Source organism: Stenotrophomonas sp. Marseille-Q4652, from assembly GCF_916618915.1.
Lineage (GTDB): Bacteria > Pseudomonadota > Gammaproteobacteria > Xanthomonadales > Xanthomonadaceae > Stenotrophomonas.
The window spans coordinates 1110530-1123784 of record NZ_CAKAKE010000001.1 but is presented as its reverse complement, the minus strand read 5'-3'; the positions used below and the strand labels follow the sequence as shown (position 1 = coordinate 1123784).

Below are 13255 nucleotides of genomic sequence, written 5' to 3'. Positions count from 1 at the left end.
CCAGCGAACGCTCCCATGAACGACCCGCGCCTGGAGTCCCTGCTGCAAGCCTGCCCCGGCCTGCGCCTGAAGACCGATCCCGCCGACCTGGAGCATTACGGTCGCGACTGGACCCGGCGCTGGACCCCGGCGCCGCTGGGAATCGCCCTGCCGGCGACGGTGGAGGAAGTGCAGGCGGTGCTGCGCTGGGCCAGCGCACAGAAGGTGGCGGTGGTGCCCTCCGGCGGCCGCACCGGCCTGTCCGGTGGCGCGGTAGCAGCCAATGGCGAGCTGGTGCTGAGCCTGGAGCGGATGAACAAGGCCCTGGACTTCAATGCCGTGGACCGCACCCTGACCGTGCAGGCCGGCATGCCGCTGGAGGCCCTGCACAACGCCGCGCTTGAGCACGGCCTGATCTACCCGGTGGACTTCGCCGCGCGCGGTTCGTGCACGATCGGCGGCAACATCGCCACCAACGCCGGCGGCATCCGCGTGATCCGCTACGGCAACACCCGCGAGTGGGTGGCCGGGCTGAAGGTGGTGACCGTCGATGGCGAAGTGCTGGAGCTCAACAAGGGGCTGATCAAGAATTCCAGCGGATATGACTTCCGCCAGCTGATTGTTGGCTCGGAAGGCACGCTGGGCGTGATCGTCGAGGCGACCGTGCGGCTGACGGACCCGCCGCCGGCCAGCAACGTGATGCTGCTGGCGCTGCCCTCGTTCGAGGTGCTGATGCAGGTGTTCTCCGCGTTCCGCGAGCGGCTGCAGCTGGAAGCCTTCGAGTTCTTCACCGACCTTGCGGTCAGGCACACCACATCCCACGGCGCCCACTATCCGTTCGAGCAGACGTATCCGTACTACGTGGTCACCGAGTACGCCAGCGGCGATGAGGCCGGCGAGGCCGCGGCGATGGCCGCGTTCGAGCACTGCGCCGAACAGGGCTGGGTGCTGGACGGGGTGATCAGTGCCTCGGTCGAGCAGGCGAAGCAGATCTGGCGGCTGCGCGAGGGCATCACCGAGGCCGTGGCCCGCCACAAGCCTTACAAGAACGACGTGTCGGTGCGGATCTCGGCAATGCCGGCATTCTTGGCCCAGACCCAGTCGCTGATCGGCGACGCCTACCCACATTTCGAGGTGGTGTGGTTCGGACACATCGGCGACGGCAACCTGCACATCAACGTGCTCAAGCCCGACGACACTTCTGACGCCGATTTCGTCGGCCAGTGCGAGCACGTCACCAAGCTGCTGGCCCAGGTGCTGGCACGTTATGACGGCAGCATCTCGGCCGAACACGGCATCGGCCTGGTCAAGAAGCCATACCTGTCGAGCACCCGCAGCCGGGCCGAGATCGCCCTGATGCAGGGGGTAAAACGTGCGTTCGATCCCAGTGGCTTGCTGAATCCGGGCAAGGTGTTCGACGCCTGAGGCGCGGGACGCTAACCTTCACGATTTCCTCACGTCGTCTGGCTTCCGCAATGACCCGTTCGATCCTGCTGTGCGCCCTCCTGGCCCTGCCGCTGTCCGCGCTGGCCTCCAGCTTTGCCGGCACAACCGCCGGTTCGTCGGCCAACTCCGCCTCCGATGGCAGCTCCGCCTCCAGCGGCAGCAGCTCCGGTGACGACAAGATCGTCCGCGCCGCCCGCGAGGAGGCCGCCGGCTTCGTCGCAACCAATGGCGCCGTGCGTGGCGTGCGCCTGCAGGCCGCGCTGCTGCACCTGCGCGAGCAGGGCAACGTTGCCACCGACGCCAGCGACCTGGAGCTGGCCCGCGCCATCCTGGCACGCTGATGCCTGCCGGCGCCCGCCGCGCCGCTGCGTGGGGCGGGCTGCTGCTGGCTTGCCTGCTGGCGGCCCGGCCCGCCATCGCGGTTGAACTGGACCTTCAGCTGGCCGATCTGCCGGCGGCTGCACGGTCGCGTGCCGAAGCAGTGGCCAGCCAGGCGGTGTCGGCCCTGCCAGCGGACTGGCAGGCCGACCCGCGCACGCTGCGCGTGGTCTTCGACGAACAGCTTCCCAGACATGTCGCCGGTCGCCATTGGCGCGGCGAACTCCGCCTGTCCACGCGGTTGCTGGATGCCCCGGCACCGGATGCGCCGCACGACCCGGCACTGGCGGCGCTGCTGCACGAGATCGCCCATGCCTTCGACCGCGGTCAGGGTGGTGGCTGGTCCGCGCAGCAGGGTTTTCGCCGGCTCGCCGGCTGGGACCGCATCGGCGGCGTCAATCGCTACCGCCTGCGCAGTCCCGATGACTACGAACGCCACAGCCCGGCCGAAGCGTTCGCGGTGAACCTCGAGTGGTACCTGCTCGATCCGACTTATGCCTGCCGCCGCCCGGCGCTGGCGCGCTGGTTCGAGTCCACCCTGGGCCAGGCACCGCTGGAGCGATCTCCCTGCGACAGTGGACTGCCGCTGCTTGGCACCGGTAGCGTGGCCGGCACGCTGGCACTGGAAGACCTCGATCCGGCCCGGGTCTACGCCGTGGACTACCTGCTGGCCGACAGCGGCGGCCCACCGATGAGCCGTTTCGGCCACAGCATGCTGCGCCTGGTCGTCTGCGCGCCCGGACGCGAACCCGGTCCGCGCTGCCGCATGGACCTGGCCCACCACCGGGTGCTGTCCTTCCGCGCCTTCGTCGACGACGTGCAGATTTCCAGCTGGCGCGGACTGACCGGCGGCTATCCCTCGCGGCTGTTCATGCTGCCGCTGGACCAGGTCATCGACGAATACAACCGCATCGAGCTGCGCGACCTGCGCGCGTGGCCACTGGCGCTGGACCGAAAACAGATCGGCGGCCTGCTGGAGGCAGCGGCGCGCACGCACTGGAGCTACGACGGCGACTACACCTTCGTCGGCAACAACTGCGCGGTCGAGACCGGTCGCCTGCTCGACCTCGCCCTGGATCCGCAGCGCGGCCGCCACTACCGCCGGACCACCCCGCGCGGCGTGCTGCGCGTGCTGGCCAGGGATGGGCTGGTCGACCCGGCGGCGCATGACGATGCGCATGCCGCGCAGCGCGAGGGCAGTTATTTCCCATCGGCGCGTGCCGAATACCAGCAGCTGCATGCGATGCTGCGCGGGGCCGGGCAGTTGCCGGCGCTGCCGCTGGAGCGCTGGCTGGACAGCGACGCCGCCACCCGCGGGGAGGTTCCGGCGGACGTCACGCTCGAACATGCTGCCGCGTGGCTGGTGCTGGAGACCGCCGCGCTCAGGCGCGCCGAGCTGCGCGCGGCGGACGTGCTGAAGCGGCAATGGACACGCCGCGACCCGGCGATGGCGCAGGTGCGCGAGGACGCACGCGACTGGAGTGGTCACCTCGGCGCATTGTCCGCACCGGGCAACGTCATCCGGGGGGATGGCTACGGCATACCGCAGCCCGCCGAACTGGAGACGGTGCCGGCCACCCTGGCGGGGTGGAACCAGTCGGCCAGCGCGCACTGGCGGCAGCTGCAGCAGGCCGGCGAGGACGCGCTGCCGGCGCGCGACCGGTTGCAGGTCGCGCAGGCCCGCGAGCGCGTGGCCTGGCTGGGCGCGCGGGTGCGCGAGCTGGCTGCCGGGCAGGATTGAGCGGTTTATCTTGAAACGACAACGGCCCCCACAGGCGCCGTTGTCGATAATAGCGATTGCCGCCGGATCAGTCGGCGCGGCCGCCGAACTCGCCGGTGGTGGTGTTGACCAGGATCTTCTCGCCGTTGGCGATGTATTCCGGGACCATGATCTCGATGCCGGTGTTGAGCTTGGCCGGCTTCGGACGCTTGGTCGCGGTGCCGCCCTTCAGTTCCGGCGGGGTCTCGACCACTTCCAGGGTGACGTGCTGCGGCAGCTGGATGGCGACCGGCTGTTCGTCGATCACCTGCACGTAGATGCCGGCCAGGCCTTCGGTGATGTAGCCGGCGTCATCGCCGATCACGTCCGCATCCAGCGTGTACGGGGTGTAGTCCTCGTCGTCCATGAACACGAACGCGGTGCCGTCCATGTACGAGAAGGTGGACTGGCGGCGCAGCAGCTCGACTTCGGTCAGCTGGTCATCGGCATCGAAGCTGGCGTCGAGCTTGGTGCCACCGGGCACGCTGTACATGATGAAACGGAAGCGGACGTTGCCGCCGCGGCCCTGCGGGGAGGAGCGCTCGATGTCACGGATCTGGTAGACGCCGTTGTTGAACTCGACGACGTTGCCTTTCTTGATTTCGCTGGCTTTCATGCGATTGGGTCGCTGGTGGGTAAAGGGAGGAAGGGCGCCGCTGGCGCCCTGGAAGATTACTTCGGAGCCAGCCGGGTGGCGCCGTCCAGGCGGATGGTCTCGCCGTTGAGGTACGGGTTGCCGACGATGTGGCCGACCAGGGACGCGAAGTCCTCCGGCTTGCCCAGGCGCGAGGGGAACGGGATCGAGGCGGCCAGCGACTGCTGCACCGACTCGGGCATGCCGTCGACCATCGGCGTCCAGAACACGCCCGGGGCGATGGTCATCACGCGGATGCCGAAACGGGCCAGTTCGCGCGCCATCGGCAGGGTCATGCCGACCACGCCGCCCTTGGAGGCGGAGTAGGCGGCCTGGCCGATCTGGCCTTCGTAGGCCGCGACGCTGGCGGTGTTGATGATCACGCCGCGCTCGCCATCCTGGCCCGGTTCGTTGTGCTGCATCAGGTTGGCCGCGGCCTTGGCCACGTTGAAGCTGCCGACCAGGTTCACCATCACCGTGGTCTGGAAGTTGGCCAGCGGCATCGGCGCTTCCTTGCCCAGCACGCGGCCGGCGCCGAGGATGCCGGCACAGTTCATGGCCACGTTCAGGCCGCCGAGGAACTCGCGGGCGGCGGCGAGGCTGGCGACCACGCCGGCCTCGTCGGTGACGTTGGTGTTGAAGTAGCGGGCATTGCCTTCGCCCAGCGCGGCCACCGCGGCGGCACCTTTATCGTCATTGAGGTCGAACAGGGCGACCTTGCCGCCATGGGCGACGATGTACTGGGCCACGGCCAGTCCAAGGCCGGAGACGCCGCCGGTGATCACGGCGCGGACGGTATCGAGCTGCATCAGGCAATCCTGCGGGATGAAGAACCGCCGATTCTAGCCGAAGCGGGCTTTCGCTCTGCGGCAGCGCGATCAGGCCAGCCGCCGCGCCAGTTCGTCGGCCGGCAGGCCAGGCGCGAACAGGAAGCCCTGGCCGACGGGCACGCCCAGTTCCAGCAGGAACTGCCGCTGCGCCTCGGATTCCACGCCCTCGGCCACCAGCGCCAGGCCCAGGCTGCGGGCAATGCCGCACACCGCCTCGCACACCGCCACGTCCGAGCGGTTGCCGGGCACGCCGGAGACGAACAGCTGGCTGAGCTTGAGTCCGTGGATCGGCAGCCGGCGCAGGTAGTTCAGTGCGCTGTAGCCCTCGCCGAAATCGTCGATGGTCAGCATCACGCCCATCGCGCGCAGGTCGGCGAAGGTCTGCAGCGTGGCCGGTGCATCCTCGATCAGCACCCGCTCGGTGAACTCCAGTTCCAGCGCGGTCCCCGGCAGGCCAAACTCGTCCAGCACCGCGCGCACCTTGCGCGCCAGGTCGTTGCCGGTGAACTGGCGGTAGGACACGTTGATCGCCACGCGCACCACGCCCAGCCCCTGGTCCAGCCACTGCCGCACCTGGCGGCAGGCCTCGCGCAGCACCCAGTCGCCGATGCGCACGATGTCGCCGGTGCTTTCGGCGTGGGAAATGAAAAGGTCCGGGCGCAGCTCGCCGAGCTCCTCGTTCTGCCAGCGGATCAGCGCCTCGGCAGCGACCACGCGGCCGTGGCGCAGGTCCACCTGCGGTTGGTAGACCAGCCGGAACTCGTTGGTGTCCAGCGCGCGGCGCAGCCGGCCCTCGATCTGCAGGCGGTCCTGCTGGCGCTGCGCCAGCTCCGGCGAGAACAACTGCCAGCCGTTGCGGGTGCGGCGCTTGCAGTCGTACATCGCCACGTCGCCGCTCTGGATCAGCTGCTGCGGCGTGGTGCCGTCCTGCGGGGCGCGGGCGATGCCGATGCTGGTGGTGACCGAGAACTCCTCCTTGCCGAAGCGGAACGGCGGGGCGAAGTTGCCATTGATCGCCTCGGCCAGCTGCTGCGGGCGCTGCGGGCGGTCGCGTGCATCGCACACGACGAGGAATTCGTCGCCGCCGAAACGGGCGATCAGGCCCTCGGTGCCGACCGCGGCGGCGATGCGGCGGGCAGCCTCGACCAGCAGTTCGTCGCCGGCGTTGTGGCCAAGCACGTCGTTGACGGTCTTGAAGCGGTCCAGGTCGATGTACAGCACCGCGACCTGGGCGTGGGTCGGGTTGGCCAGGCGCGTGGCCAGGTCGCCCAGTACCGCATCGCGGTTCATGATCCCGGTCAGGGGATCGGTACGCGCCTGGATGCGCAGGGTTTCCTCGGCCTGCTTGCGGTCGGTGATGTCCTGCAGGGTGCCGGCGATGCGCGTGGAGGCCAGGTCACCGGCTTCCACTTCGCCGATCATCCGCACCCAGAACGCATGCCCGTCGCTGCGGTGGCCCTGCATTTCCAGCTCGAAGCAGGCGCGATGCTCGATCGCTTCCTGCAGGGCCTGCTGCAGGCGCAGCTCGTCGTCGCGGCCCAGGCACTGCATCAGGTCTTCCATGCATTCCATGGGATGGTGCTGGCCCAGGATGCGGCGGGCCTCGCCGGTCAGGTACAGCCGCGACTGGCTGCGGTCCCATTCCCAGCCGCCGATATGCGCCAGCGACTGCGCGCGGTCGAACAGGGCGTTGTCGCGCTTGAGCTCGGTGATGTCACTGAACAGCCCGAACACGAAGTCCGGCGTGGACTGGCCGGGAGAGAACACCGGCACGTTGGTGGTCGAGATCCAGATCATCCGCCCACGCGGGCGGTGGTACATGCCGATGGTGGTACTGCGGATGATGCGGCCGGTCGCCAGGGCGAGGCTTGCCGGCAACTGCGCGACCGGCAGCGCGCGGCCGTGCTCGTCGACGATGGTCCATTCCTCCGGCGCACCAGTCAGACGCAGGGTCGCCTCGTCGCCGATGCCGAGGATGCGGTGCGCGGCCGGATTGGCCGAGACCACGTTCATGTCGCGGTCGAACAGCAGCACGCCCTTGTCGATGGACTCCATCAGCAGCCGGTGGCGCGACTCGGCCTGCCAGCGTGAGCTCAGGTCACGGGCAATCGCCACGATGCCGCGCTGGCCGTCCAGCTCGAGCGCGGCCGAGTGCACCTCCACCGGGAAGCGGCTGCCGTCGCCGCGCATGTTGGTGACCTCGATGACGTAGGTGTCACCGTGGCTGAGTTTTTCCCAGACCGGCTCGAGGTGGTTGCGGGGCAGGTCGGGATTGAGCAGCTCGATCGGCTGGCCGACGATCTCCTCGCGCGGGCGGCCATAGGCCCTGATGCCGGCCCGGTTGACCTCCAGGACGATGCCGGTCTCGCTGAGGATGCTGACCGGGTCGGGCAGGGCGTCGAACAGGGCGGCGTAGCGCGGCTGCGCCAAGCGGCGGTCGTCGATGGCCTGCTGCAGGGCATCGCGTGCGGCCTGCAGCAGCCGGTGCAGGTTGGCCGGGTGGGGATGTGAGAGGGCCTGGTCGAGCTCCGACAGCGCATCAAGCTAGGCAGTGACGTGGTCACCGGCATCCGTGTCGTTGCGCTGGTCGGCTGTGCTCATGTAGGCGCCAATGCCCTTCCTGTCCTGCTTCCCGTTTCCCGGCCGAGGCGGCCTGCCAGCCACCGGCCGGTTTCGGCCAGGGCCAGGAGGTCGACGCCAGTCTCAATCCCCATTCCGTGCAACATATACACCACATCTTCACTGGCGACATTGCCGCTTGCGCCACGGGCATAGGGACAGCCGCCGGCGCCGGACACCGCCGCGTCCACCACGCGCACCCCCTCTTCAAGACAAGACGCGATATTGGCCAGCGCCTGGCCATAGGTGTCGTGGAAATGGAGGGCCAGTGCGTCGACCGGGACCTCGGCGGCAACCGCCTTGAGCATGGTCCGGGCCTTGCGCGGGGTGCCCACGCCGATGGTGTCGCCCAGCGAGACCTCGTAGCAGCCCATGCGGTGCAGGGCCGCGGCCACCCGCACCACGTCGGCCAGCGGCACCTCGCCCTGGTAGGGGCAGCCGAGCACGGTGGAGACGTAGCCGCGCACCTTGACTCCGTCGGCCGCGGCGCGGGCCAGAATCGGCGCGAAGCGCTGCAGCGACTCGTCGATGCCGGCGTTGGTATTGGTGCGGTTGAACTGCTCGGAGGCCGCGGTGAACACGGCGACCTCGCGCACGCCCACGGCCAGGGCGCGCTCGTAACCCTGCTCGTTGGGCACCAGTACCGGATAGGCGACCCCCGGCCGGCGTTGGATGCCGGCATAGACCTCGGCGGCGTCGGCCAGCTGCGGCACCCACCTGGGGCTGACGAAGCTGGTGGCCTCGATGGTCTTCAGGCCGGTGGCCGAGAGCCGGCCGATCAGCTGGATCTTGTCGGCGGTGGCAACATGGGTCTTCTCGTTCTGCAGCCCGTCACGCGGGCCGACCTCGACGATACGGACGAAATCGTTCATGGCGATGTTTCCTGCGGGAGGCTCAGCCCCGGGTGGTCCAGGACGGCGCACGCTTCTCGAGGAAGGCGCCCAGGCCTTCCTGGCCTTCGGGCGAGACCCGCAGGCGGGCGATCAGTGCGGCGTTGTCGGCATCCAGCACGTCGCGGTCAGTGCCGGCGTGGACTCGGCGGACCAGTGACTTGGCCGAGGCCGCGGCAATCGGGCCAGCCTTGCCCAGCAGGTCGAGCTGGCGGGCGATGGCCGCATCCAGCGCGTCCGCCTCGACCACCTCGTGCACCAGGCCGATGGCCTGGGCGGTGGCGGCATCGAAATGTTCGCCGGTGGCGAACCAGCGCCGTGCCTGGCGCGGGCCGATCGCGTCGATCACGTAGGGCGAGATCACCGCCGGCAGCAGGCCAAGCCGGCTTTCGGTCAGCCCGAAGCGCGCCTGCGGGGTGGCGATGGCAATGTCGCAGCAGGCCACCAGGCCGACGCCGCCGCCGAAGGCCGGGCCGTGGACGCGGGCGAGGGTGGGCCGGGGCAGTTCGTCCAGCGTGCGCATCAGCCGGGCCAGCGCCAGCGAGTCCTGGCGGTTCTCCTCCTCGCTGGCCGCCGCCATGCCGCGCATCCACTGCAGGTCGGCGCCGGCCGAGAACGAGGCGCCGGAGCCACTGAGCAGAACCGCGCGCACGCGCTCGTCGTCGGCCGCGGCTTCCAGGGCGCGGGTCAGGATGGCGATCAATCCGGCATCGAAGGCGTTGTGCAGGTCGGGGCGGTTCAACCGCAGTTCCAGTACCGGGCCACGCAGCTCGACCAGCAGGGCGTCACTCATTCTTGTTTGATCCGGAATAAAGGCAGCCGTGGATCATAGCGGGCCACCGCGGCCCGGCCATGATGCGGCGCGGCGATGCTAGAATGAGAACGATTCCTGATTAATGTGAAGGCCTGAGCCCTGTGATGTTGTCAGACCTGCCGCTGTACGGCTCCGCGCTGGTGGAGTCGGTAAGCGAACTGCACGCCAACGATGCGATCGCCAGAAGGCTGAGGGAACTTGGCTTCGTCAACGGAGAGGAAGTGAAGGTCGTGGCCCGTGGTCCGGTAGGCGCCGAGCCACTGCTGGTGCAGGTCGGCTTCACCCGGTTCGCCCTGCGTCGCAGCGAGGCGGCGCGGGTCCAGGTCACGGTCCCGGGAGCGGCTGCATGAGCGCTGCCAGCGGCATGTTGCGCCTGGCCCTGGTTGGCAACCCGAACAGCGGCAAGACCGCGCTGTTCAACCAGCTCACCGGCAGCCGCCAGAAGGTGGCCAACTACACGGGGGTGACCGTGGAGCGCAAGGAAGGCCGCATGCGCGGGCCGTCCGGCCGCGAATACGCGGTGCTGGACCTGCCCGGCGCCTACAGCCTGCAACCGGCCAGTCTGGACGAGGCGATCACCCGCGACCTGTGCCGGGGTTTCTACCCGGGCGAGGACGCGCCGGACGCCCTGGTGTGCGTGATCGACGCCACCAACCTGCGCCTGCACCTGCGCTTTGCGCTGGAGCTGCGCGAGCTGGGCCGGCCGATGATCGTGGCCCTGAACATGGTCGACGCCGCGCAGCGCCGTGGCATCCATGTCGATGTGGCCGCGCTGGAGCAGGCGCTGGGCGTGCCGGTGGTGGAGACGGTGGCCGTGCGGCGCAATGGCGCCCGTGCCCTGGTCGAACGCATCGACGCGCTCGGCAGCGAACTGCCCGAGCCGGTGGCCGTGGCCGCCCAGGACGTGGACTACCACGCCCAGGTCCGCGACATCCTCGCCGCCGCGGTGACCATGCCGACGCGCACCTCGCGCGTGGACGACGCGCTGGACCGCTGGCTGCTGCATCCGGTTGCCGGCCTCGCCACGCTGGCGGTGGTGATGTTCCTGATCTTCCAGGCGGTCTATGCCTGGGCCACGCCACTGATGGACCTGATCGACGCCGGCACCGGCGCGCTGGGCGAGTGGGCCGCGGCAACCCTGCCCGAAGGCCCGCTGGCCAGCCTGATCAGCGACGGCATCATTGCCGGCCTGGGCGGGGTGATCATCTTCCTGCCGCAGATCCTGATCCTGTTCCTTTTCATCCTCGCGCTGGAGGAATCGGGTTACCTGCCGCGCGCAGCGTTCCTGCTGGACCGGATGATGGCCGCCGCCGGCCTGTCCGGGCGCTCGTTCATCCCGCTGCTGTCCAGCTTCGCCTGCGCGGTGCCGGGAATCATGTCCACCCGCTCGATCCAGGACCCGCGTGACCGCCTGGCCACCATCCTGGTGGCGCCGCTGATGACCTGTTCGGCGCGGCTGCCGGTCTACGCACTGCTGATCGGCGCCTTCATCCCGTCGCGCGAGGTCGGCTGGTTCAACCTGCAGGGCCTGGTGCTGTTCGGGCTGTACGTGGCCGGCATCCTCAGCGCGCTGGCCATGTCCTGGGTGATGAAGAAGTTCCGCCGCGACAAGGGCGAGCACCCGCTGCTGCTGGAACTGCCGTCCTACCGCATCCCGCATCCGCGCGACCTTGCCGTTGGCCTGTACGAGCGCGGCATGATCTTCCTCAAGCGCGTGGGCGGCATCATCCTGGCGCTGACCATCCTGCTGTGGTTCCTGCTCTCGTTCCCGGCCGCGCCGGCCGATGCGACGATGCCGGCCATCGACTACAGCTTCGCCGGCCGCATCGGCCACGCGATGGCGGTGTTCTTCGCGCCGCTGGGCTTCAACTGGCAGATCTGCATTGCGCTGATCCCGGGCATGGCGGCGCGCGAGGTGGCGGTGTCCTCGCTGGCCACGGTGTACGCGCTGTCGGCGGCCGATGACGATGCGGCGATCGAGGCGCTGTCGCCGGTGATCAGCGATGGCTGGTCGCTGGCCACCGGCCTGTCGCTGCTGGTTTGGTTCATCTACGCGCCGATGTGCATCTCCACCCTGGCCACCATCAAGCGCGAGACCAACAGCTGGAAGCAGACCGGCTTTGCCACCTTCTACCTGTTCGGCCTGGCCTGTCTGGCCGCGTTGGTGACCTACCAGGTGGCCGTGGCGCTGGGGGCCGGCTGAGCATGGACGCGGCGCTGTTCTGGCAGTACGTGGTGATCGCGATCGCGGTGCTGGTCAGCGCCGCGGTGGTGGTCCGTAAACGTGCGCCGGGACTGGAACGCTCGTTGCGCGGTGCGCTGGCGCTGTGGCTGGTACGCGACGGGCGCGCGGCGTGGCTGCGGCGGCTGGGCAGGAAGCTGGCACCGCCCGCCGTGGGGGGCGGCAGCGCCTGTGGTGGCTGCGACAGTTGCGGGCCGACCAAGCCGCGGCAACACTGAATGAAGGAAGCCGGCGCAATGCCGGCTTCTTGTTTCTTGAGTCTGGAATCCCGCGACTCAGTCGCGGACCAGGCCGCCGTCGACCACCAGGTTCTGCCCGGTCACCGCACGCGACCACGGGCTGGCGAAGAACAGCGCCGCATCGGCGAACTCATCCGGCGTGGTCACGCTGCGCAGCGGGGTGTTGGCGGCGATGTAGTCGAACACCGCTTCCGGCGTGGCCGCGCTGGCGTCGGTGGTACGCAGCAGGCCACCGGACACCATGTTGACCGTGATCCCGTCGGGCCCGAGATCGCCGGCCAGGGTGCGGGTCAGCGAGAGCAGGGCGGCCTTGCCGGCGGTGTAGTCGTGGTACGGCACCACCGGGTTCTGGAACAGGTTGGTACCGACGTTGATCACCCGCCCGAACTTCTGCGTGCGCATGCCGGGCAGGGCGGCCTGCACGGTATTGAGCGCGCCGCGCACGCTGCCTTCGAACTGGGCATTGAACGCCTGCCAGTCGATGCGGTCCGGCTTTGGCCGCGCGTCGCCGTTGAAGGAAAAATCCACCAGCGCGTTGTTGACCACGGTGCTGACCGGGCGTCCGAAGTGCTGCTCCGCCTTCGCCACCATCGCCTGCACCTGGGCCGGGTCGCGCACGTCCGCGGCGATGGCCAGCGCCTGCGGGCCGAGCTCGGCGGCCAGCGCCTGGGCGGCGTCGTGGCTGCGGTGGTAGTTGATCAGCAACTGCGCACCTTCGCCGGCAAAGGCGCGTGCCAGTGACTGGCCCAGGCCCCGGGCCGCGCCGGTGACGAGGACGAGCTGGCTGGAAATCTGCATGGTCGATCCGCTCGATTGGATGGCACGCAAGCGTAGCAGCCATATAGACTTCGTCTATCGCAGGAAGCGGGATCAAGGGGGAATGGCAATGCGGGTACTGGTGCTGTTGGCGGTTTTCGTGGCTGCCGTGGTGTTCTACAACGTCGGCGGCAATCGCCTGGACGAAGCGAAGGTCCGTGATTACTACGCCAGTGCCGAGCAGGCGATGCTCGCCTTCGACGACGAGCGGCTTTGCGCGATGGTGGACGAGGACTTCGAGCAGGTCAGCGTGACCCGCATCGAGTCGATGGAACAGCGCGAAACGTTCGACCGCGAGGGTTACTGCCGGGCCACGGCCGAAACGATGGCGCGGCTGCGCCAGTTGCAGGGGGCGATGGGCGGGCGCTCGCCGGTCCGGCTCAAGTACACCCTGGTCAGCATCAGGATCGCGCCGGACAAGCGCTCGGCCGAGGTGGAGAGCCGCTCCACGCTGGAAATGCCCGGCATCCGCATGACCTCGCGCACGCGCGACGTGGTGGTGCGCAAGCGCTGGAAGATGCTTGCCACGCGCAGCACCGGCACCACCCTGATGGGCCCGGCCTACCGCTGAGTGGCAGCAATCGGGGCGCATCGACCCTTGCCGCTGGC

At 69.1% G+C, this 13255-nt stretch carries 13 protein-coding genes; 7 read left to right on the top strand and 6 right to left on the bottom strand.

Annotated features, from left to right (window positions below; genetic code table 11):
• The first annotated feature begins 15 nt into the window (after positions 1-15).
• The 3 genes from LG380_RS05130 to LG380_RS05120 are packed head-to-tail and all read left to right on the top strand — an operon-like array spanning position 16 to position 3544.
• The gene (locus LG380_RS05130; RefSeq protein ID WP_225763899.1) at positions 16-1404 is read left to right on the top strand and encodes an FAD-binding oxidoreductase; all 1389 of its coding nucleotides are present in this window, start codon (positions 16-18) and stop codon (positions 1402-1404) included.
• Positions 1405-1454: 50 nt separating this feature from the next.
• Complete coding sequence (locus tag LG380_RS05125; protein WP_225763898.1) at positions 1455-1766, top strand: DUF2388 domain-containing protein; 312 nt, start codon at positions 1455-1457, stop codon at positions 1764-1766.
• The gene (locus LG380_RS05120; RefSeq protein WP_225763897.1) at positions 1766-3544 is read left to right on the top strand and encodes a DUF4105 domain-containing protein; all 1779 of its coding nucleotides are present in this window, start codon (positions 1766-1768) and stop codon (positions 3542-3544) included. Before LG380_RS05125 ends, LG380_RS05120 begins: the two co-directional genes overlap by 1 nt.
• A 67-nt stretch (positions 3545-3611) precedes the next feature.
• On the opposite strand, the gene yeiP is transcribed toward LG380_RS05120, so the two are convergent.
• The 5 genes from yeiP to LG380_RS05095 form a co-directional block, all read right to left on the bottom strand.
• Positions 3612-4178: an elongation factor P-like protein YeiP gene (gene yeiP, locus LG380_RS05115; protein WP_225763896.1), complete on the bottom strand. Its 567-nt coding sequence runs from the start codon at positions 4176-4178 to the stop codon at positions 3612-3614.
• Positions 4179-4234: 56 nt separating this feature from the next.
• Positions 4235-5005, bottom strand: a complete 771-nt coding sequence (locus LG380_RS05110) for an SDR family NAD(P)-dependent oxidoreductase (RefSeq protein ID WP_225763895.1) — start codon at positions 5003-5005, stop codon at positions 4235-4237.
• Positions 5006-5074: 69 nt separating this feature from the next.
• Positions 5075-7456, bottom strand: a complete 2382-nt coding sequence (locus tag LG380_RS05105; RefSeq protein ID WP_225763894.1) for an EAL domain-containing protein — start codon at positions 7454-7456, stop codon at positions 5075-5077.
• Between the two features lie 167 nt (positions 7457-7623).
• A complete protein-coding gene (locus tag LG380_RS05100; protein ID WP_225763893.1) occupies positions 7624-8517 on the bottom strand; it encodes a hydroxymethylglutaryl-CoA lyase in 894 nt (297 codons plus the stop codon).
• Between the two features lie 22 nt (positions 8518-8539).
• Positions 8540-9328, bottom strand: a complete 789-nt coding sequence (locus LG380_RS05095) for an enoyl-CoA hydratase-related protein (protein WP_225763892.1) — start codon at positions 9326-9328, stop codon at positions 8540-8542.
• Between the two features lie 122 nt (positions 9329-9450).
• Here LG380_RS05095 and LG380_RS05090 point away from each other — a divergent pair, with 122 nt between their 5' ends.
• From LG380_RS05090 to LG380_RS05080, 3 genes are read left to right on the top strand one after another with little or no spacing between them, the layout of a single operon-like run.
• Positions 9451-9699 (top strand): FeoA family protein, encoded by a 249-nt coding sequence (locus LG380_RS05090; protein WP_225763891.1) that lies wholly within the window; start codon positions 9451-9453, stop codon positions 9697-9699.
• Positions 9696-11552: a ferrous iron transport protein B gene (feoB, locus tag LG380_RS05085; RefSeq protein WP_225763890.1), complete on the top strand. Its 1857-nt coding sequence runs from the start codon at positions 9696-9698 to the stop codon at positions 11550-11552. Before LG380_RS05090 ends, feoB begins: the two co-directional genes overlap by 4 nt.
• A 2-nt stretch (positions 11553-11554) precedes the next feature.
• Complete coding sequence (locus tag LG380_RS05080) at positions 11555-11809, top strand: DUF6587 family protein (protein ID WP_225763889.1); 255 nt, start codon at positions 11555-11557, stop codon at positions 11807-11809.
• A gap of 57 nt (positions 11810-11866) precedes the next feature.
• On the opposite strand, the gene LG380_RS05075 is transcribed toward LG380_RS05080, so the two are convergent.
• A complete protein-coding gene (locus LG380_RS05075; RefSeq protein ID WP_225763888.1) occupies positions 11867-12628 on the bottom strand; it encodes a 3-oxoacyl-ACP reductase in 762 nt (253 codons plus the stop codon).
• Between the two features lie 82 nt (positions 12629-12710).
• On the opposite strand from LG380_RS05075, the gene LG380_RS05070 reads away from it, so the two are divergent.
• Entirely contained in the window at positions 12711-13217 is a 507-nt protein-coding gene (locus LG380_RS05070) for a nuclear transport factor 2 family protein (RefSeq protein WP_225763887.1), read from the top strand.
• The last annotated feature ends 38 nt before the right edge of the window (positions 13218-13255 follow it).